The organism is Caldibacillus debilis DSM 16016, assembly GCF_000383875.1.
GTDB lineage: Bacteria > Bacillota > Bacilli > Bacillales > Caldibacillaceae > Caldibacillus > Caldibacillus debilis.
The window spans coordinates 75803-96711 of the sequence record NZ_KB912914.1 but is presented as its reverse complement, the minus strand read 5'-3'; the positions used below and the strand labels follow the sequence as shown (position 1 = coordinate 96711).

General features: G+C 53.3%; 23 protein-coding genes. All 23 read left to right on the top strand.

What is annotated here, in order from left to right; all coding sequences use genetic code 11:
• The first annotated feature begins 56 nt into the window (after positions 1 to 56).
• The 23 genes from A3EQ_RS21370 to A3EQ_RS0116305 all read left to right on the top strand — a co-directional run bounded on the left by A3EQ_RS21370 (position 57) and on the right by A3EQ_RS0116305 (position 20894).
• Positions 57 to 698, top strand: coding sequence for a flagellar biosynthetic protein FliO (locus A3EQ_RS21370; protein ID WP_020156243.1), 642 nt, complete (start codon positions 57 to 59; stop codon positions 696 to 698).
• Positions 695 to 1360, top strand: coding sequence for a flagellar type III secretion system pore protein FliP (gene fliP / locus A3EQ_RS0116420; protein WP_020156242.1), 666 nt, complete (start codon positions 695 to 697; stop codon positions 1358 to 1360). Before A3EQ_RS21370 ends, fliP begins: the two co-directional genes overlap by 4 nt.
• 14 nt (positions 1361 to 1374) lie before the next feature.
• Positions 1375 to 1644 (top strand): flagellar biosynthesis protein FliQ, encoded by a 270-nt coding sequence (gene fliQ, locus A3EQ_RS0116415; RefSeq protein ID WP_020156241.1) that lies wholly within the window; start codon positions 1375 to 1377, stop codon positions 1642 to 1644.
• Positions 1645 to 1652: 8 nt separating this feature from the next.
• The gene (fliR, locus tag A3EQ_RS0116410) at positions 1653 to 2426 is read left to right on the top strand and encodes a flagellar biosynthetic protein FliR (protein WP_020156240.1); all 774 of its coding nucleotides are present in this window, start codon (positions 1653 to 1655) and stop codon (positions 2424 to 2426) included.
• Positions 2427 to 2445: 19 nt separating this feature from the next.
• On the top strand, positions 2446 to 3525 hold the full coding sequence (flhB, locus tag A3EQ_RS0116405) for a flagellar biosynthesis protein FlhB (RefSeq protein WP_020156239.1): 1080 nt from the start codon (positions 2446 to 2448) through the stop codon (positions 3523 to 3525).
• Positions 3526 to 3558: 33 nt separating this feature from the next.
• A complete protein-coding gene (gene flhA, locus A3EQ_RS0116400; protein WP_020156238.1) occupies positions 3559 to 5592 on the top strand; it encodes a flagellar biosynthesis protein FlhA in 2034 nt (677 codons plus the stop codon).
• Positions 5593 to 6693, top strand: coding sequence for a flagellar biosynthesis protein FlhF (locus A3EQ_RS0116395; RefSeq protein ID WP_020156237.1), 1101 nt, complete (start codon positions 5593 to 5595; stop codon positions 6691 to 6693). It abuts the gene before it with no gap.
• The gene (locus A3EQ_RS0116390) at positions 6686 to 7549 is read left to right on the top strand and encodes a nucleotide-binding protein (protein WP_020156236.1); all 864 of its coding nucleotides are present in this window, start codon (positions 6686 to 6688) and stop codon (positions 7547 to 7549) included. The genes A3EQ_RS0116395 and A3EQ_RS0116390 overlap by 8 nt, the downstream gene beginning before the upstream one ends.
• A 9-nt stretch (positions 7550 to 7558) precedes the next feature.
• Positions 7559 to 8608, top strand: coding sequence for a protein-glutamate methylesterase/protein-glutamine glutaminase (locus tag A3EQ_RS0116385; protein WP_020156235.1), 1050 nt, complete (start codon positions 7559 to 7561; stop codon positions 8606 to 8608).
• A 15-nt stretch (positions 8609 to 8623) separates the two neighbouring features.
• Positions 8624 to 10648 carry a chemotaxis protein CheA gene (locus A3EQ_RS0116380; RefSeq protein WP_020156234.1) on the top strand — a complete coding sequence of 675 codons (2025 nt, stop codon included), beginning with the start codon at positions 8624 to 8626 and terminating at the stop codon, positions 10646 to 10648.
• Positions 10649 to 10676: 28 nt separating this feature from the next.
• Positions 10677 to 11129 (top strand): chemotaxis protein CheW, encoded by a 453-nt coding sequence (locus A3EQ_RS0116375; RefSeq protein ID WP_020156233.1) that lies wholly within the window; start codon positions 10677 to 10679, stop codon positions 11127 to 11129.
• Between the two features lie 6 nt (positions 11130 to 11135).
• Complete coding sequence (locus tag A3EQ_RS0116370; RefSeq protein WP_020156232.1) at positions 11136 to 11771, top strand: chemotaxis protein CheC; 636 nt, start codon at positions 11136 to 11138, stop codon at positions 11769 to 11771.
• A complete protein-coding gene (locus A3EQ_RS0116365) occupies positions 11768 to 12265 on the top strand; it encodes a chemotaxis protein CheD (protein WP_020156231.1) in 498 nt (165 codons plus the stop codon). Before A3EQ_RS0116370 ends, A3EQ_RS0116365 begins: the two co-directional genes overlap by 4 nt.
• A 23-nt stretch (positions 12266 to 12288) precedes the next feature.
• Positions 12289 to 13056: a FliA/WhiG family RNA polymerase sigma factor gene (locus tag A3EQ_RS0116360; RefSeq protein WP_020156230.1), complete on the top strand. Its 768-nt coding sequence runs from the start codon at positions 12289 to 12291 to the stop codon at positions 13054 to 13056.
• Positions 13057 to 13086: 30 nt separating this feature from the next.
• Positions 13087 to 13398, top strand: a complete 312-nt coding sequence (locus A3EQ_RS0116355; RefSeq protein WP_020156229.1) for a hypothetical protein — start codon at positions 13087 to 13089, stop codon at positions 13396 to 13398.
• Positions 13399 to 13418: 20 nt separating this feature from the next.
• Positions 13419 to 14030 carry a hypothetical protein gene (locus tag A3EQ_RS21865; protein WP_020156228.1) on the top strand — a complete coding sequence of 204 codons (612 nt, stop codon included), beginning with the start codon at positions 13419 to 13421 and terminating at the stop codon, positions 14028 to 14030.
• Between the two features lie 742 nt (positions 14031 to 14772).
• The gene (gene rpsB, locus A3EQ_RS0116340) at positions 14773 to 15531 is read left to right on the top strand and encodes a 30S ribosomal protein S2 (protein ID WP_020156226.1); all 759 of its coding nucleotides are present in this window, start codon (positions 14773 to 14775) and stop codon (positions 15529 to 15531) included.
• A 101-nt stretch (positions 15532 to 15632) separates the two neighbouring features.
• Complete coding sequence (tsf, locus tag A3EQ_RS0116335; protein ID WP_026500033.1) at positions 15633 to 16517, top strand: translation elongation factor Ts; 885 nt, start codon at positions 15633 to 15635, stop codon at positions 16515 to 16517.
• A gap of 142 nt (positions 16518 to 16659) precedes the next feature.
• Entirely contained in the window at positions 16660 to 17382 is a 723-nt protein-coding gene (gene pyrH, locus A3EQ_RS0116330) for a UMP kinase (protein WP_020156224.1), read from the top strand.
• A gap of 1 nt (position 17383) precedes the next feature.
• Positions 17384 to 17941: a ribosome recycling factor gene (frr, locus tag A3EQ_RS0116325; RefSeq protein ID WP_020156223.1), complete on the top strand. Its 558-nt coding sequence runs from the start codon at positions 17384 to 17386 to the stop codon at positions 17939 to 17941.
• Between the two features lie 203 nt (positions 17942 to 18144).
• Positions 18145 to 18918, top strand: a complete 774-nt coding sequence (locus tag A3EQ_RS0116315; protein ID WP_020156221.1) for an isoprenyl transferase — start codon at positions 18145 to 18147, stop codon at positions 18916 to 18918.
• A gap of 15 nt (positions 18919 to 18933) precedes the next feature.
• On the top strand, positions 18934 to 19722 hold the full coding sequence (locus A3EQ_RS0116310; protein ID WP_020156220.1) for a phosphatidate cytidylyltransferase: 789 nt from the start codon (positions 18934 to 18936) through the stop codon (positions 19720 to 19722).
• Between the two features lie 23 nt (positions 19723 to 19745).
• Positions 19746 to 20894 carry a 1-deoxy-D-xylulose-5-phosphate reductoisomerase gene (locus A3EQ_RS0116305; protein WP_026500032.1) on the top strand — a complete coding sequence of 383 codons (1149 nt, stop codon included), beginning with the start codon at positions 19746 to 19748 and terminating at the stop codon, positions 20892 to 20894.
• Positions 20895 to 20909: the final 15 nt, after the last annotated feature.

Below are 20909 nucleotides of genomic sequence, written 5' to 3'. Positions count from 1 at the left end.
CGGGAATTCGTTGCGGAAATTTTCCGCCGTCGAAAAGAAAGGTGAATAGGAAAAAGATGAAAAATACCGGAAAATGGATCCTGGTTTTTTCCGCATTGTTCCTGTTGTTCGGCCATTTTACGGTCCATGCGGAAAAAGTGGGCAAAACCGTCCAGGATTGCCTGAAAAATCCCGACGCCTGTGAAAAGGACGCTGACATGAACGTTCCTTCCGGCGGAAGTGCGGAACAAGCCGGCATTACCGGCTGGGAAATCTTGAAAACGGTCCTTGTGCTCTTCCTCGTCCTCGGCCTGCTCTTTCTGTTTTTGAGGTGGCTGCAGAAGCGGAACATGCGGGTCTTTTCCTCGGGGGCGGTCAAACATCTCGGCGGCATCAACGTCGGCATGAACCGGTCCGTCCAGCTCATCCAGCTGGGGAAATCGATCCTGGTCATCGGCGTCGGCGAAAATGTCCAGCTGTTGAAAGAAGTGAAGGACGAAAAAGAAGTCGAGGAACTTCTCCGAAGGCATGAACCCGTTCCGTTCCAGCCGGATTTCAAAAACCTGCTGCAGAAATGGAAGGATTCCCGGTCGGAAAAGGAAGATCCGGACCGTTCACCGCCCTCTTTTTCCGGCATGTTGAAACGGACGCTGGAAGAAGCCGCCAGAAGGAGAAAAGAGGTATTGCAGGATGAAGAGAAAGGAAACCGTGATCCATGAATGAGTATATCTCCTTGTTTTCCGGCCAATCCCCCGGGACGGTCTCGACGGGGATTCAGCTCTTGATCCTTCTTACGGTTTTGTCCCTCGCGCCGAGCATATTGATCCTGTTGACGTCCTTTACGAGGATCGTCATCGTCCTGTCCTTTGTCCGGACCGGGCTGGCGACGCAGCAGATGCCTCCCAACCAGGTCATTATCGGTTTGGCCCTGTTTTTAACCTTTTTCATCATGGCGCCGACTTTCCACGAGGTTTACGAGGACGCCCTTAGGCCTCTGTTCGATGAAGAGATCACCTTGGAAGAGGCTTACGACCGGGCCGTCGTGCCCTTTAAGGAATTCATGAGTGAACATACGCGGCAGAAGGATTTGGCCCTGTTTTTGGACTACAGGGGAGGGGAAAGGCCGGAAACGGTTGAGGACATTCCGTTATCGGCCCTCGTTCCGGCGTTTGCCATCAGCGAGCTGAAGACCGCCTTTCAAATCGGCTTTATGATTTTTCTTCCCTTTTTGGTCATCGATATGATCGTTTCCAGCGTCTTGATGTCGATGGGGATGATGATGCTGCCGCCGGTGATGATCTCTCTCCCGTTCAAAGTTTTGCTCTTCGTCATGGTTGACGGATGGTATTTGGTTGTAAAATCCCTATTGGAAAGTTTTTAAGCAGGTGATGGCACATGACCGCAGAAACGGTTCTCGATCTCGCCCAACAGGGGGTTTATTACATACTCATCGTTTCCGGCCCGCTTTTGTTGCTCGCCTTGGGCGTCGGGCTGATCATCTCGATCTTCCAGGCGGCGACCCAGATCCAGGAACAAACGCTGGCCTTTATCCCGAAAATTGTCGCCGTTTTTTTGGGCATCGTCCTTTTCGGGCCGTGGATGATCAGCCATATGGTCCAATATGCGACCGAAATTTTTTCCAATTTAACCCGTTTCGTAGGATGAATTGAAAAATGGATATAATGCCTGTACTTGCGAAGTTTTTCCTGATTTTCGCCCGCGTTTCCTCGTTTTTTTTCACCGTGCCGGTCTTTTCCTACCGGACCGTTCCGGCTCCGGTGAAAATCGGCATCAGTTTCTGCCTGAGCTATATCGCCTATTTCGCCGTTATGGCGGAACCGGTTCAATTCAATGAAACATACGTCCTTTTATTATTGAAGGAAATCGTGATCGGGCTTGCCCTGGGGTTGTTGGCCTCGATCATGTTTTCCGCCGTTCAGGTTGCCGGCGGGTTCATCGATTTCCAGATGGGCTTTTCCATCGCCAATGTGATCGATCCCCAGACGGGCGCCCAAACCCCGATCATGGGACAATACTTGTACATATTCGCCATCCTGTTCTTGCTTGCGACAGACGGCCATCATTTGCTGATCGACGGGATCTATTACAGCTTCCGGTTCATCCGTCCCGACCAATTCGTCAATCCGTTCAGCGACGAAAACGTGGCGGAACTTGCCGTAAAATCCTTCGCCGTAATGTTCGGCATCGCTTTGCAGATCTCGGTTCCCATCGTGGCCAGCCTGTTCCTGGTCGATGTGGCGCTCGGGATCCTGGCGAGGACGGTTCCCCAATTGAACGTGTTTGTCGTCGGTCTGCCTTTGAAGATTTTGTCCAGTTTCACCATTCTCTTTCTTGTTATCGGCGTCATGATATTCATGGTTAAGGAACTGTTTGAAATTTTATTGTATTCGCTGCGGGATTACTTGCGGATCATCGGCGGCATCTGAAAAAGGGCAGGGGACGCGCGTGAGATTTCCTTTGGATTTGCAATTCTTTGCAGGAGAGAAAACGGAAAAGGCAACCCCGAAAAAAAGGCGGGATGTGCGGAAAAAGGGCCAGGTGGTCAAAAGCCAGGACATCAATACGGCTTTTGTCGTCATCGCCGTCTTCTCCGTGCTGATGATTTCCGGTTCGGCGATCCTGAAACAAATGGCGGAATTGTTTGAACATACCTATTCCGTTTATTTTGGCCAAGAATTGACCCAGATGTCTTTGGAAGCGATGACCGCCGAACTGATCCGGCAGTTCTTTTGGATCGCCGGCCCGGTGATGCTGGCCGGGGTTGGGGCGGCCCTTTTTGCCAATTATCTCCAAGTCGGCTTCCTCTTTTCCGTGGAGCCGTTGAAAATGAAGCCGGAAAAACTGGACCCGATCAAAGGGATAAAACGGATGTTTTCCCTGCGGGCCTTGGTGGAACTGATCAAATCCCTTTTGAAAATTTCCATTATCGGGTTCATCACCTTTTTCTTCCTTTGGATGAACCGCCAGGAAATTCTCGGGCTGGTCCATCTGCCGGTCCGGGCATCCGTCTTCACCATCCTGTCGATCATGGTGAAGATGGGGCTGTTCGCCGGCGCGGGGCTCCTGTTTATCGCCGGATTGGATTACTTGTATCAAAAATACGATTTCGAAAAAAGCATCCGGATGTCCAAACAGGACATCAAGGAAGAGTTCAAGAATATGGAGGGCGATCCCCTGATCAAATCGCGGATCAAGCAGCGCCAGAGGGAAATGGCGATGCGCCGCATGATGCAGGAGGTCCCGAAGGCGGACGTCGTCATTACGAACCCGACCCATTATGCCGTTGCCCTGAAATATGACGAAAACACCATGGACGCGCCCACCGTCGTAGCCAAAGGAGCCGATTACATCGCCCAGAAAATCAAGCTGATCGCCAAGGAAAACGACGTGATCACCGTGGAAAACCGCCCGCTGGCGCGGGCGCTGTACGAACAGACGGAGATCGGGGAACAGATTCCGGAGCAATTTTTTAAAGCGGTAGCGGAAATACTCGCCTATGTGTATCGGATGAAAAATAAAATCTAGCAATCTTTCGGATAGCGGTTAGGAGAGGAACCAATGTCAGCGAGAGACCTGTCTGTCATTTTTGGGGTTGTTTTCATCGTCATCATGCTGATTATCCCGCTCAAGCCATGGATGCTGAGCGTGCTGATCATCATCAACATCACCTTGGCCCTGCTCGTTTTGCTGGGCACGATGAACATGCACGAACCCCTGCAATTTTCCGTCTTTCCTTCCCTTCTGCTGATCTTGACCTTGTTTCGTCTCGGCTTGAATGTTTCCACAACGAGGGCGATTTTAAGCGAAGGAGACGCTGGGAGCGTTGTGGAAACATTTGGAACATTTGTCGTCGGCGGGGAAGTGCTGGTCGGGCTGGTCGTCTTTTTCATCCTCGTCATCATCCAATATATCGTCATCACGAAGGGCGCCGAAAGGGTTTCGGAAGTGGCGGCCCGCTTCACCCTCGACGCGATGCCCGGAAAGCAAATGAGCATTGACGCGGACTTGAACGCGGGATTGATCAGCGAACAGGAAGCGCTCCGCCGCCGGGAAAAGATCGCCCGGGAGGCCGATTTTTACGGGGCGATGGACGGGGCGAGCAAATTCGTCAAAGGGGACGCGATCGCGGCGATCATCATCGTCTTCATCAACCTGATCTTCGGCATGATCATCGGCGTCGTCCGGGAAGGAATGAGTTTTGCCGAGGCGGTGAACCACTATTCCCTGCTCACCGTCGGCGACGGGATCGTCAGCCAGCTCCCAGCGCTGCTCATTTCCACGGCAACGGCCATCATCGTTACCCGGGCGGCGTCCGACGGGAATTTGGGCCACGATATCACCAGCCAATTGCTGGCCTATCCGAACATGCTGTTTTTTGCGGGAGGCACGATCTTTTTCCTCGGCCTCTTCACCCCGATCGATGATCTGTTGACCATTCCGATCGCGGCCGTTCTGATCACCGGCGGATTTTTGCTGAAAAAGGAAAAGGAACGCCCGAAGGCCCTGCAGGAGGAGCAGGCGGAAGAGGCGGCGGCGGAAGAGATGAAGACCCCGGAACAGGTCGTCTCCCTGTTAACGATCGACCCGATCGAATTCGAATTCGGATACGGTCTCGTGCCCTTGGCGGATGTCAATCAGGGGGGTGACCTCCTCGACCGGGTCGTCATGATCCGCAGGCAGCTGGCCATGGAGCTGGGTCTCGTCATTCCCGTCGTCCGGATCCGCGACAACATCCAATTGAACCCGAACGAGTACCGCATCAAAATTAAGGGCAATGAGGTCGGAAGGGGAGAGGTATTGCTCGATCATTATTTGGCGATGAGCCCGGGAGAGGAGGATCCGGGCATCGAAGGGATCGACACCGTGGAACCGGCCTTCGGGATCAAAGCGAAATGGATCACCGAGGAGATGAAAAGCCGGGCGGAAATGAGCGGGTATACCGTCGTCGATCCCCCTTCCGTCATCAGCACCCATTTGACGGAAGTATTGACGAAACACGCCCATGAACTTTTAGGCCGTCAGGAAACGAAACAGCTGATCGATCATTTGAAGGAATCTTACCCGATTCTGGTGGAAGAGGTGACGCCGAACCCCCTGTCGGTCGGGGATATTCAAAAGGTGCTGGCGAAGCTGTTAAAAGAGAGGGTCTCAATCCGGAACTTGCTCGTCATTTTCGAAACGCTGGCCGATTACTGCAAAATAACGACCGATCCGGACTTGTTGACCGAATATGTGCGCCAGGCCCTCTCCAGGCAAATTACCGGGCAATACAAACAGGAAAACAATCAAATAAAAGCCGTCACCTTGTCGGGCAAGGTGGAAAAATTGATCGCGGACCACATCCAGCAAACGGAACACGGGAATTATTTGGCCCTCGATCCGAAGACCAGCCAGCAGATTTTGGAAAACATCGCCAAGCAGGTGGAAGCGATGGCTTCCAAGAACATGAATCCGGTCGTTTTATGTTCCCCCGCCGTCCGGATGTACGTGCGGGACTTGACGGAACGGTATTTTCCCAATGTCCCGATCCTGTCGTACAACGAACTGGAACCCGGGATTGAAGTGCAGAGCGTTGGGGTGGTGAATATTTAGATGATGGTCAAGAAATATGTGGCCCCGTCCATGCCGGAGGCCATGAAATTGGTGCGGGAGGACCTGGGCTCCGATGCGGTGATCCTCCATTCGAAAACCGTATATACGAAGGGATTTCTCGGACTCTTCCGGAAAAAAAACATCGAGGTGATCGCCGGCCTTGACAGGGAAAGCCGTCCGGCGCCGGGCACGCTTATGCAGAACCCGGCCAAGGCGGCCCCCCCTCCCGCCTTGAACAGGGAAATCGCCGAGCTGAAGCGGGCGGTGGAGTCCTTGCGGGAATTCCAAGGGCGGCGGCCCTTCCTCCCGTCCCCTTTCCTGAAGTTTTATGAAAGGCTGAGGGAACAGCATGTCCATTCTTCCGTTTTGGAAAAGTATTCCCGGGCGATGACGGAAATCTATTACAAAAGGGATAAGAACATTTCCGCCCGGGATGCCATGGAGCATTCCATCGCCTTCTTGGAAAGGGAGCTGAAGTCCGTTCCCTTCGGCAAAGGGAGGGGCGAAAAGCGGCATATCGTCCTGCTCGGACCGACGGGCGTCGGGAAGACGACGACTTTGGCGAAGCTGGCGGCACGCCACATGCTCCAGGAAAAAAAGAAGATCGCCTTCATCACCACCGATACATACCGGATTGCGGCCGTCGATCAGCTGAAAACCTATGCCTCGATCCTCGACGCCCCCCTCGAAGTCTGTTATACGAAGGAGGATGTGGAAAAGGCAAAGGTGCGGTTCCGGCATTACGATTCCATTTTCATCGACACCGCGGGCAGAAACTACCGGAACGAACAATATGTCAAAGAATTGGAGTTCCTTTTGTCCTTCAGGGAGGACATGGAAACCTATCTCGTTTTTCCGATGACGGCCAAGGAGAAGGACTTGCATGAAATCTACCATAAATTTTCCTCCGTTCCCGTCGACAAGTTCATTTTTACGAAGCTGGATGAGACCGATACCTACGGTGAGATGTTCAATCTCGCCTACACATATAAAAAAGGGATCGCCTATTTGACGAACGGCCAGGACGTCCCCGACGATTTGATGGAAGCGACGCGCTCCTTCATCTGCAAAAAATTGCTTGGGGTCGAAGACCATGCATGATCAAGCGGAAAAATTGCGCCTGCGGCTGCGCAGGCAGACGGAAGGAAAGACGGCCCAAACGGTCGCCGTCATCAGCGGAAAGGGCGGCGTGGGCAAATCCAATTTCATTTTAAATTTCGCCATTTCCCTGTCCAGGCAGGGTAGACGGGTGCTGCTGTTCGATATGGACATCGGCATGGGGAACGTCCACCTTCTCGCGGGGCTTTCCCCGAAGACATCCATCGTCGATTTTTTAACGGGTGCCTGTTCCCTCCCCGAAATCATCGAAAGAGGCCCGGAATCCATTTCGTTCATTTCCGGCGGATCCGGATTGTCCGCACCCGTGAAATGGGAACCGGAAAAAATCGCGGAACTGCAGCGGGAGATCCGGCAGTTAATGTTTGAATACGATGACTTTCTCTTCGATTTCGGCGCGGGGATGCAGGAAGAGACGGTCCGGCTGCTGCTCGGCATGGATCACGTGATCACCATCGTTACCCCCGAAGTGACTTCCATCATGGACGCCTATTCGGCGATGAAACTCCTGATCCTGAATGCCTACGGCGGAAACCTGTACTTGGTCGGAAACCGGATGAAAAACGAAAAGGAAAACTTCGATACGCTGAACCGTTTGCAAAACGCCTTGTCCCGGTTCCTGCACCAGAAGGTTCCGGTTCTCGGCTATCTCCCCGAGGACGCCTTCGTCGTTCAGGCGGCCAAATTGCAGATTCCCTTTCTCCTCTATAAAGAAAACGGCAAGGCGGCAAAGAACGTCCGGATCATCGCCGAAAGGTTCACCGGAACGGCCTCTCCCGCGGAGGCGGGGGGAACGGGACGGTTCCTCGAAAGATTAAAAGACTTTCTTTCTAGAAAGTAGGTTTGCAGCATGGAAGAAATCAACGTCTTAGTCGTCGACGACTCCGCCTTTATGCGGCAACTGATCACTTCCCTTCTGGGCCAGGACCCCCGGATCAGGATCGTCGGGACGGCCAGAAACGGCAAGGAATGTTTGGAAAAAATCAAACTCCTTCAACCGGATTGCGTCATTCTCGACATAGAAATGCCGGTTCTGAACGGATTGGAGACCTTAAAAATCATCATGGAGCAATCCCCCCTCCCGGTCATCATTTTTTCCAGCACGACAAAGGAGGGGGCGGAAAACACCTTCCTGGCCTTCCAGTATGGCGCCTACGATTTTATCGCCAAACCCGCCGGACAGCATCCGGATGAGATCACGAAGGTCAAGAATGAATTGATCGAAAAGGTATTGGCTTCGCAAAGGGCGAATATCAGCGGTTTGCAGACCCGGAAAGTCCAGGGAAGCATTTTCATCGAGAAACAGGATAAGGATGACCTGTCGGCCAAAAGGAATAAAATCGTTTTCATCGGGACTTCCACCGGGGGGCCCCGCGCCCTGCAGGAGGTGATCCCGAAACTTCCGGAAGACCTGGAGGCTCCCGTTTTGATCGTCCAGCACATGCCGGCGGGATTCACCAAATCCTTGGCCGAAAGGCTCGATTCCTTCAGCCGCCTCAGGGTCAAGGAAGCGGAAAACGGTGAAATTTTACAAAACGGCACCGTTTATATCGCACCCGGTGGATTTCATCTGAAAGTCCGGCGGGTCGGATTCAGCCTGGCCGCCCAGCTCGACCAAAGTCCGCCCGTTTTCGGCCACCGGCCGTCCGTCGATGTCCTGCTTTCCTCCGCCTGTTCTTTGACCGACTACAAGAAAATGGTCGTCATCATGACCGGGATGGGGGCCGACGGGGCCAAGGGCCTCGCCGCATTGAAAAAGACCGGGAATGTGGTCGCCCTGGCCGAATCGGAAAAAACCGCCGTCATCTACGGGATGCCCCGGGCGGCTGTAGCGACCGGCTGCGTCGATGAGGTCGTCGATCTGGATCTGATCGCCGAGCGAATCGTAAAAAAACTCTAAAAGCGGGTGGTGTGCATGGAAATGAACCAATATTTGGAAGTATTTATTGATGAAGGCCGGGAACATCTGCAGGCGTGCAATGAAAATCTGCTGAAACTCGAGAAAAATCCTTCCGACACCTCCATCGTCAATGACATTTTCCGTTCGGCCCACACATTGAAGGGCATGTCGGCCACGATGGGTTTTGAAAATATGGCCAATCTCACCCATCAGATGGAAAACGTGCTCGATCTGATCCGCAACGGGAAACAACAGGTGACGCCGGAACTGCTGGACACGATCTTCATGGCGATGGACGTCCTCGAACGGATGCTCGACTCCATCGAGGCGGGCGGCGATGGAAACGAGGACGTTTCGGAACTCCTGGAAAAGTTCAAGGCCCTCGAAGCAGGCACCCCGCCGAACGAAGGCAAAACGGAAGCAAAGGAAGCTTTGGAGCCGGGCCGATCGGCGAAGATGGACTACGATGAATTCGAACGGACGGTCATCGAACAGTCGAAGGATCAGGGGTTCCAATGTTACGAGATCTCCGTTCACTTGCGGAAGGACTGTTTATTGAAGGCCGCCAGGGTCTATATGGTGTTTAACCTTTTGGAAAAATCCGGGGACATCATCAAATCTTCCCCGCCCGTCGAACAGCTGGAAGAGGAAAATTTTGAAGATTCCTTTATGATCACCCTGATCACCAACGAGGCGGCCGGGGACATCGAGCAGAAGATCTTGAAGGTGTCGGAGATCGAAAAGGTGGAGATCGTTCCGGTACGGCTGGAAAAGCCGAAGGCGGAAAGGACGGAAACCGGCGCGGCCGGCTCCGGTTCCGGGGAGGACACCGCTTTGAAGCGGGAAGAAAAGGATGAGGGGAAAGAAAGCGCCGCGAAGAAATCCGGCGCGGGCCACAAGACGATCCGGGTCAGCATCGAAAGACTGGACATCCTCATGAACCTCTTTGAAGAACTGGTCATCGACCGCGGCCGTTTGGAACAAATCGCCAAAGAATTGCAGCACAACGAACTGAAAGAAACGGTCGAAAAGATGTCGAGAATCTCCAACGACCTGCAAACCATCATTTTATCGATGCGGATGATTCCGATCGAGACGGTATTTAACCGCTTTCCAAAAATGGTCCGGCAGGTTTCCCGGGAATTGAACAAAAAGATCAATCTGCAGATTATCGGCGCCGAGACGGAACTGGACCGGACCGTCATCGATGAAATAGGCGATCCCCTCGTCCACCTGCTGCGCAACTCCATGGACCACGGGATCGAAACGCCGGAGGTGCGGAGGCAAAAAGGGAAGCCGGAGGAAGGCACCATCGTCCTGAAGGCTTACCATAGCGGAAACCATGTGTTTATCGAGATTTCCGACGACGGGGCGGGGATCGACAAGAAAAAGGTGGTGAAGAAGGCGGTCGAAAAGGGGATCATCAGCGAAAGCGCCGCCGCCCGGCTCGAGGAGAAGGCGATCTTCGACCTGCTCTTCACCCCGGGATTTTCCACCGCCGACCGGATCACCGACCTTTCCGGCCGGGGAGTCGGCCTGGACGTGGTGAAAAACACGATCGAATCGCTGGGAGGATCCATATCGGTCCATTCGGAAGAAGGGGTCGGCACCCGGTTTTCCATCCAGCTGCCGCTGACGCTGACGATCATCTCCGTTTTGCTGGTGGAAGTCGGCAAGGAAAAATACGCCATACCGCTGTCTTCGATTTTGGAGACGTCCATCATTCACAAAAAGGAAATCTTTTTTGCCCACAATCAGCCGGTGATCGATTTCCGTGGGAAAGTCGTCCCCCTGTTGTACTTGAAAGATGTGTTCCAAGTTCCGGACGAAAGGGATGCCTCCGATTACTTGTCCGTCGTCGTCATCCGGAAGGGGGAAAAACTGGCCGCTTTGGTCGTCGACGCTTTTATCGGCCAGCAGGAAATCGTCTTAAAATCGTTGGGCAATTATTTGACGAACGTATTCGCCATCTCCGGCGCCACCATTTTGGGGGACGGCCAGGTCGCCCTGATCGTCGATTGCAATACCCTGATCCATTAACCGATTATTCGCAAAGGAAGTGGAAAAAATGGCAACCGGTCTCGAGGAAAAGGAATTGAAGATGGTCGTCTTTGCGGTGAACGGAAAAGAATACGCCTTGGACATCCGTTATGTCCTTTCCATTGAACGGATGATGAACATCACCCGCGTTCCCGGGGTCGCACCGTACATTAAGGGGGTCATCAATTTGCGCGGCATGATCACGCCGGTCATCGATTTGAGGACCCGTTTTTCCGCGGGAGAAAAGGAATGGGATGAGGATACGCGGATTATCATCGTGACTTTCGGGGACAAGATGGTCGGCTTGATCGTGGATGCGGCAAGCGATGTGTTATCGATCCCCGGCGCGGACATTGAACCGCATCCCGATCTGACCGAAGGGGAAACGGACGGTTTCATCGAAGGGGTCATCAAGCAGGACAACCGGTTGTTCAACGTCCTGAAAATCGATAAAGTTTTGAATCTCACCGAAGAAAGGTAATGGAAAATGTCCTTCTTTCATTCCTTGAACAATTTTCATATCGACGTTTTGCGGGAAATCGGGAACATCGGGGCCGGGAATGCGGCCACCGCCTTATCCAAACTGCTGAATAAAAAAATCATAATGAAAGTTCCCGATGTCCGGGTCGCTTCCTTCAATGAAATGTTCGAACTTGCCGGCGGCGCCGATCAGTACGTCGCCTCCGTCTTCCTGCGGATGGACGGGAAGGTGACCGGCAGCATCTTCTTCGTCCTCCCGGTGGATCAGGCGACGTTGTTTGTCCGGCAAATGACCGGGATCGACGATTTTTCCTTCGACCGGCCCCCGTACCCGGAAATCGCCCTGTCCGCCTTCCAGGAAGCGGGAAACATCCTGGCAAGTTCCTACTTAAACGCCTTGTCCGATTTTATCCGGCTTCCGATTACGCCTTCCGTTCCCGAAGCGGTCATCGATTTGTTCGGCGCGATCATCAGCTACGGCCTGCTGGAAATTTCCCGGGAGAGCGACCAGGCCATCGTCATTGACACGGAAATCATCGACACCGCGGTCAATTCCGGTTCCATAAAAGGGCATATCTTCTTATTGCCGGACCCCGGCAGCTTCCGGGTGCTCTTCGATGCCCTTGGGGTTGGTAGTGAATGAAAAGCTCCCCGTCGATTATCCAGGTGGGAATTGCCGAAATGAACATCGTCCGGTCGCCGTCCGTCATCCGCACCTCCGGACTGGGTTCCTGCGTCGGCGTCATCATCTATGATCTCCCCCAGCAGCTGGCGGGGATGGTTCACGTGATGCTTCCCGACAGCTCGCTGGCGAGAACCAAGGCGTTCAATCCGGCAAAATTCGCCGATACGGCGATTCCCGCTTTATTCCAATTATTGATCCAAAACGGAGCGCGGAGCAAAAATTTGAAAGCCAAGCTTGCCGGGGGATCGCAAATGTTCAAAACCACATTAAAATCCGATTTGATGCGGATTGGGCCGAGAAATGTGGAAGCCGTCGAAAATGAGCTGGCCAAGCTGAACATTCCGGTCGTTGCCAAGGACGTGGGAGGATCGAGCGGAAGGACGATCGAATTCGATCCCCAGACCGGCATTTTAACGGTGCGGACCGTCAATAAAGGAATTCGGGAAATCTGAACGGGCGAAAGGGAGGGAAGAAAATGCCTTACGCAAGCAAGGAGCAAATGCTGTGGGAAAGATGGAAGGACGGCCGGGATGACGATGCCGGCAACAAATTGATCCATAAATACATGCCCCTCGTCCATTATATCGCCGACCGCATCGGCCAGACCGTGCCCAAATCGATCCCGAAGGAAGAGCTGCTCAGCCTGGGCATGATGGGTTTATATGAAGCTTTGGAAAAATACGACGCAAACAGGGATTTGAAGTTTGAAACTTACGCTTCCTTCCGGATTCGCGGCTCCATTTTGGACGGGCTCCGCAAAGAGGACTGGCTTCCCCGCAAAACCCGGGAAAAGGCCAAAAAAATGGAGGCGGCCATCGCCCGGCTGGAGCAAAAATATTTGCGCAGCGTCACGGCCGAGGAGATTGCCGCGGAATTGAACATTTCCCCGGATGACGTTTATACGACTTTAAACGAAAGCTTTTTCGCCAACGTCCTGTCCACGGACGAACAGATCACGGAAAACGGGGAAAAAGAAGGCCAGTCGTTCGCCATCAAGGACGAACGGAGCAAGAGTCCGGAAGAAGAGCTGGTTTACCAGGAAACGATTGAACAGATGGCAAAAGCGATTTCCCTCCTTTCCGAAAAGGAACAGCTTGTGTTAAGCTTATTTTACAAAGAGGAATTGACATTTACCGAAATCGGGCAAATCCTGAACCTGTCCACATCGAGGATTTCCCAGATCCATTCCAAGGCGCTGTTTCAGCTGCGCAACATGATGAACAGGTACATGGCCAGCTATTAATCGACCCGCAGATGGGAAGGGGCGTTTGCGATGGGTTTAGAATCGGTGGAATTGCAAGTGGCGATCCCCCGTACGGTGGATGCGGGGAAGATGCAGGCGGAACAGCAGGAGCGGGCGGCCGCCATGCAAAACCTGGCGGCTTACCAAGCGGAAAAACAGGAGGAAATCAACCGCTCGAAGGTTTTGCAGCAGGAACAGTCCGCCGCGGTAAAAAACGAAAGGAATCCCGGAAGGGGAAGGGACGGGCGGCCCTTTCAAAAAGAAGAGGGGAAGAGGAAGAAAACGAAGGGCGGACAAGCCGCCCACCCTTATAAAGGAAAGTTTATCGACATTTCCGGGTAAGGCTGGAAAGAGAACGTCGAGTGAAGGAGATCGCCATGGAATTTTTTCTCTTTTTTCAGTTCATCCTCATCCTGATCGGTTTTTTTGCCATCATCCTTTTATATCTCAGGCAGAACCGCTTCCGGGAACTGGAAAACCGCTATCGGCAGATGGAGAAGGAAATGGAGGATTTGATTGCCGGCTTTTTGCTGGAAATCAAAGAGGAAAACGAACGGTTTTTAGCCAAGTACGAAGAATTGCGGAACAAGGGGGAGAGGGAAGAGAAAAGCGGTCCGCCGCCGGCCGGGAACAAAAACGGACTCCCGTCGGTTGCGGGCTCTCCCTCCGTCTCTTACCGGATGGCGGAAAAGGCCTATCATGCGGGGAAGGCCGCCGGAAGCGGAAAGACAAGGGCTCCCGAATCATCGGCGGGACAGGGGAAGGGAAAACCGCCCGCGGAAGGGGATCCCGCCGGGGAAGGCGCGCCGGAACGCAAGGATGACCTGCTGAAAAAAATTCAGGTTTTGCAGAAAAAGGGGCTTTCCGTCGAGGAAATCGCCCGGAGCCTGCAGCGGGGAAAGACGGAAGTGGAGCTCCTTTCAAAGTTTTATTTGAATCGGCCGCCCGGGTCTCCGCCGGGTGGGGCCGAGTAATTTTTTGCCTTTCTTCCGGCGTCCAGGACCGGCCGGATCCACGCCTCCGCGGACCTTCTTCAGCCCCCGTTCCTTACGGACCGCCCCAACCGCCGGGGACGGGCTTTCGCCCGGGCGTTCCCTCTTTGCCAACGCCGCCGTTTGTCCTTGCCGGATCATGCGGCGCCGCTCCGGTTCAAGGTACCGTTTCCGTTCCGGACGCTCCCCGTTCTTAAGGGAGGACGGGGACAGGACGTTTCGCTTCCGCTTTTCCCATCCGCTTGCGCGTCCCCGCCTTCCTGCGCCCCGGCGAAAAGGGCGGCCCCGGATTTGCGGGACGCTTTCCGTTCCTTTTTGAACGGTCCCGTCCGCTTCCATTCGCTGCTTTTTTGCGGCAATCAGGGCGGGGTCCGTCCCATTTCCGTCTTTTTGCCGGTGATTTGACCGGCGCCGTTTGCCCGGCCCGCCGCCGGTTTTTTTTGTTCCGGCCGGGCCTTCGGTCCGCTTGCCGCCAAAAGCGCCCCCCCTTTCCCGGAGCGGGAGCGGCTGCCCGTTCCGGTCCTGCCGCAATCTTCCTTTTCCGGTCCGCGGAAGCGCAACGGCGATCATGATTTTTGCTTCTTGAAATGTCAATGCCGGTTATGCTATAGTAATTTTTGGTGTGAATACACACGTCCGCGGATTTACGCAGCGGTGCTTCCCGCCGGGAGTCCTGCCTAAAGATGAAGCGGACGGAGGAAAAAACCATTGAGGAGGAGAAGGCATGTCAGTTATTTCCATGAAGCAGCTTCTTGAAGCCGGTGTTCATTTCGGACACCAAACCCGCCGTTGGAATCCGAAAATGAAAAAATACATTTTCACCGAACGCAACGGCATCTATATCATCGATTTGCAAAAGACGGTGAAGAAATTCGAAGAGGCCTACCAATTCGTCCGCCAACTGGCCGCCGACGGGGGCAAAATCTTGTTCGTCGGCACCAAAAAGCAGGCCCAGGAATCGATCAAGGATGAAGCCGAACGGGCGGGCATGTTTTATGTGAACCACCGCTGGCTCGGCGGAACGCTGACGAATTTCCAAACGATCCAAAAACGGATCCAACGCTTAAAAGAAATCGAAAAGATGGAAGAAGACGGCACCTTTGACGTATTGCCGAAAAAAGAAGTGGGAAAACTTCGTAAAGAAAAGGAACGTTTAGAAAAGTTCCTGGGCGGAATCAAGGAAATGAACGAACTTCCCGACTGCTTGTATGTCGTCGATCCGAGGAAGGAACGGATCGCCGTTCAGGAAGCCCGCAAATTAAATATTCCGATCGTCGCGATCGTGGATACGAACTGCGACCCGGATGAAATCGACTATGTGATTCCGGGCAACGATGACGCCATCCGTGCGGTAAAGCTTTTGACTTCCAAAATTGCCGACGCGGTCATTGAAGGCAAGCAGGGCGAACAAACTTCGGATGGAGAAGCGCCTGTCCCGGCTGAAGCCGTGAGCGAACCGGCTGCCGACACGGTTGCGGAATAAGGCCAGATTGAAGGTGATAAGCGGAGAAATCCTTATCACCTTTTTTTAAGAACTTCCGGCGCTGCAAGTTTTTTTATTTCGTCATTAAGGAGGATTTTAAGATGGCAATTACTGCTCAAATGGTGAAAGAACTCCGGGAAAAGACCGGCGCGGGAATGATGGATTGCAAAAAAGCGCTGCAGGAAACCGGGGGCGATATGGAGAAAGCGATCGATTACCTGCGGGAAAAGGGCATTGCCAAGGCCCAGAAGAAGGCGGACCGAATCGCCGCGGAAGGGGTCGCCCATATTTTGACGGACGGCAACGATGCGGTCATTTTGGAAGTGAACTCGGAAACCGACTTCGTGGCGAAAAACGAAACGTTCAAGCGACTGGTGGAAGAATTGGCGGCGGTTTTGCTTGCGCAAAAACCGGCAACGGTGGAAGAAGCGCTGGAATTGAAAATGGATAACGGACAAACCGTCTCCGAATACATCCATTCCGCCGTCGCCAAGATCGGCGAAAAAATCACCCTCCGCCGTTTTGCCATCCGCAGCAAAGGCGACAATGACGCCTTCGGCGCCTACTTGCATCTGGGAAGCAAAATCGGGGTATTGACCGTATTGGAAGGAACGAAGGATGAATCGGTGGCGAAGGATGTCGCCATGCACATCGCCGCATTGAACCCGAAGTATATCTCCCGGGACATGGTCACCAAAGAAGAAATCGACCGGGAAAGGGAAGTGCTCACCCAACAGGCGTTGAACGAAGGCAAACCGGAAAAGATCGTGGAGAGGATCGTGGAAGGCCGCTTGAACAAGTTTTTTGAAGACATCTGCCTGTTGGAACAAGCCTTCGTCAAAAATCCCGACCAAACGGTGGAACAATTCCTCAAATCCCATCAGGCGACGATCAAAGACTTTGTCCGCTTCGAGGTCGGCGAAGGATTGGAAAAACGGTCGGACAATTTTGCCGAAGAAGTCATGAATCAGTTGAAAAATAAATAAAGGCTGATTTGAATGGAGGTTGACACGATAATCGATGACCCGTTAATCTGATAAATGAGTGAAGAGGTCTTCGTCTCTGTCAACCTCTTTTTCACCTTCTTTGCAGCTGCGTTTCTAACCTTTACACGACACGGGGGTAATCATGACGAGTCCAAAGTATAAACGAATCGTACTGAAGCTGAGCGGAGAAGCGCTGGCGGGGGATGAAGGGTTCGGCATCAACCCCGCCGTTATCAAATCGATCGCCAGGCAGATTAAGGAAGTCGCCGAGCTCGGCGTGGAAGTCGCGGTCGTCGTCGGCGGCGGCAACATTTGGCGGGGAAAGACCGGCAGCGAAATGGGCATGGACCGGGCGACCGCAGATTACATGGGCATGCTGGCGACGGTGATGAATTCCCTGGCTTTGCAGGACAGCCTGGAGCAGTTCGGCATCGAAACCCGGGTGCAAACCTCCATCGAGATGCGCCAGGTGGCAGAACCTTACATCCGCCGCCGGGCGATCCGCCATTTGGAAAAGAAACGGGTCGTCATCTTCGCCGGCGGGACAGGCAATCCCTATTTTTCCACGGACACGACCGCCGCTTTGCGGGCGGCCGAAATCGAAGCGGAAGTCATTCTGATGGCGAAGAATAACGTGGACGGGGTCTACACGGCGGATCCGAAGGTGGATAAAAACGCCAAAAAATTGCAGGAATTATCCTACTTGGATTTGATCAAAGACGGTTTGCAGGTGATGGATTCCACCGCTTCTTCCCTGTGCATGGACAACGACATTCCGCTCATCGTTTTTTCCATTACGGAAGAAGGGAACATTAAACGGGCTGTTATGGGCGAAAAAATAGGAACAATCGTTAGGGGGAAATGATATGGGTAAACAGGTCATTGCCACGGCAAAGGAAAAGATGTCGAAGGCCGTTCAGGTCTTCACGAAGGAATTGGCTACGATCCGTGCCGGCCGGGCAAACAGCGCGTTGCTCGACAAAGTGACGGTCGACTATTACGGCGTTCCCACGCCGATCAATCAATTGGCGTCCATCTCCGTTCCCGAGCCGCGCCTGCTCGTTGTCCAACCCTATGACAAATCGGTCGTCAGCGACATGGAAAAGGCGATCTTAAAATCCGATCTCGGCGTTACGCCGACCAGCGACGGCAGCGTAATCCGCATCGTCATCCCGCCTTTGACGGAAGAAAGACGCCGTGAATTGGTAAAAATTGTAAAAAAGGAATCGGAAGAAGCGAAGGTGGCGATCCGCAACATCCGCCGGGATGCCAATGACGAATTGAAGAAGTTGGAAAAACAGGGCGAAATCACCGAAGACGAGCTGCACGGATTCATCGACGAAATTCAGGAGCTGACGGACGAATACATTAAAAAAATCGACAATCTTACAAAAGAAAAGGAAAAGGAAATCATCGAAGTTTAGCTTTCCCCCCTCCGGCAACGGAGGGTTTTTCCTTATTTTCCGCCAAGGCGTCCCTTGCTTTCTTTCCGGAATTTTCCCCCGGGTTTTTCACAAAAACATGTGCAATCCGCCTTCATTTGTGCTATTTTTTAACTTATAAGCAATAAAATTGGAGGCAAGGATCTTATCCCTGGCTGTTCACATCAGTCACTGGAGGATGGACCATGGTAAAACCGTTTTTTTTCCGCAATCATCCTGCGGTCCCTTCCCTTGAGGAACGGATCGAAAAGATAAAAAAAGAGAACGTCCCGGCCCATGTGGCCATCATTATGGACGGGAACGGCCGATGGGCGAAAAAACGTTCCCTTCCGCGGGTGGCCGGGCACCACGAGGGGATGAAGGTCGTCCGGAAAATCACGATCATCGCCGACAAATTGAACATCAAAGTGTTGACATTATATGCCTTTTCCACGGAAAATTGGAAGAGGCCGAAAAAAGAAGTGGAATATTTGATGAAGCTCCCGGAAGAATTTCTCGGGACCTATTTGCCCGAACTGGTGGAGAAAAACGTGCGGGTTCAGATGATCGGGGACTTTGACAGCCTTCCGCCCCATACCCAACGCGCCGTGAGAAAGGCGATGGAGGACACGAAAGACAACGACGGGATGATTTTGAATTTCGCCCTCAATTACGGCGGGAGATCGGAAATCCTCTCCGCCGTCAAGGGGATCGTCCGGGATGTGAATCTCGGGAAATTGTCCCTCGATCAGCTGGACGAGGAAAGGTTTTCGTCCTATCTGATGACCCGCCAATTGGGGGATCCGGATTTGCTCATCCGCACGAGCGGGGAGCTCCGCCTGAGCAATTTCATGCTCTGGCAGATGGCCTATACCGAATTTTGGTTTACGGACGCCTATTGGCCGGATTTTGATGAACATTGTTTTTTGGACGCGCTGGAGGAATACCAAAAACGTTCCAGACGATTCGGTGGAATATGAAGCGAGGAATGGTGAATGAAGCAAAGAATCGTTACCGGCCTGGTCGCCGCGCTGCTCTTTCTTCCCCTCGTCCTCATCGGGGGGCTTCCGTTCGTCCTGCTCATCTATTTGATGGCGACCATCGCCTTTTTTGAGATCATGAGGATGAAAAAAGTACCGGCCTTATCCCGTCAGGCCCTTTTATCCGTAATGATTTTATGGCTTTTTTTAATCCCTTCCGAATACGGCCGTTTCTTCGCCTCCGCGGGATTGGCGAAGGAGGAATATTTGTTTGCCCTGATCTTCGTTTTGCTGATGATAACCGTGGCGACGAAAAACGAAGTGCCCTACGAAACGATCGGCTTCTGCCTTCTGACCGTATTTTATTTGGGCATCGGTTTTTATTACATGATGGAAATCCGCGCGGCGGGACTGGATCTTTTCCTCTATGCCCTTTTTGTCATCTGGGCGACGGATAGCGGTGCCTATTTTTTCGGCCGCTCCTTCGGGAAAAGGAAGCTTTGGCCGGAAGTCAGCCCGAAAAAGACGGTGGAAGGATCCGCCGGAGGGACCCTATGCGCGCTTCTCGTCGGCGCCGCCTTTTATTTTTTTCCCGGATGGGACATGGGGTTCTTCCAAACCGTCTTGACCGCCTTCCTTTTGTCGGTCATCGGCCAAATCGGCGATCTGGTCGAGTCCGCTTTGAAAAGGGCATATCATGTGAAGGATTCGGGGAATATTCTGCCCGGCCACGGGGGCATCTTGGACCGGGTGGACAGCTGGTTGTTCGTGATGCCTTTTCTGCATTTTTTTCTGATTTGGTGAATATGGTTGGGAGTTGAGTGGACGTGACAGGGATCAATCTGTTGGGAGCGACGGGATCGGTCGGCAGGCAGGCGATCGAGGTCATACAAGCCCATCCCGGGCATTTCCGGCTTTCGGCCATGTCCGTTGGGAAAAATATCCCCTTGGCCAGGAAGATCATCGATGCTTGCCAACCGAAGGTCGTGTCGGTGCAAAGAAAAGAGGATTGCGAGCGATTGAAAAGCGAATACGGCCATCGGATCAAATTCTACTACGGCGAAGAAGGATTGGCGGAGGTGGCCGCGTTTTCCGAGGGGGAGATCTTCCTCAACGGGATATCGGGCGCCGTCGGCATCGTTCCGACGATCCGGGCCATTGAAGCAGGAAAACGCGTCGCCCTGGCGAATAAAGAAACGTTGGTGACCGCGGGACATATCGTGATGAAAAAGGCGGAGGAACGCCGGGTCCCGATCATTCCGGTGGACAGCGAACATTCGGCCATTTTCCAGGCGCTGCAAGGCGAAAGGCGGAAAAATATCGAAAAGATCATTTTAACAGCATCCGGCGGAAGTTTCCGGGACAAAAAAAGGGAGGAACTGGCCGATGTTACCGTCGAAGACGCGCTCAAGCACCCCAATTGGTCGATGGGCGCGAAGATCACCGTCGACTCCGCCACGATGATGAACAAAGGGATGGAGGTCATTGAAGCCCGTTGGCTTTTTGACCTCCCGTACGACAAAATTGCCGTGTTGCTCCACCGCGAAAGCACGGTGCATTCGATGGTGCAGTTCCATGACGGTTCCATCATCGCCCAGCTGGGGACCCCGGATATGCGCATTCCGATCCAGTACGCCTTGACCTATCCCGACCGCCTGCCCCTGCAGGCGGAACGGCTCGACCTGGCAAAGCTCGGCGTACTGCATTTTTCCGAGATGGACTTCGACCGGTTTCGCTGTTTAAGGATGGCCTATGAGGCGGGAAGGACGGGGGGCACGATGCCGGCCGTGCTTAATGCGGCCAACGAGGAGGCGGTTCAAAGTTTCCTCGAAGGGAAAATTCCCTTTTTGGCGATTGAAGAATGGGTGGAAAGGGCGATGGAACAGCATGAACCGATTCCTGACCCCACCCTGGAAGCGGTGCTGGAAGCGGATAAAGAAACCCGGGCCCTGGTCCGGAGCTTCTTAAAGAATTGAACGGAAAAGGTGGGT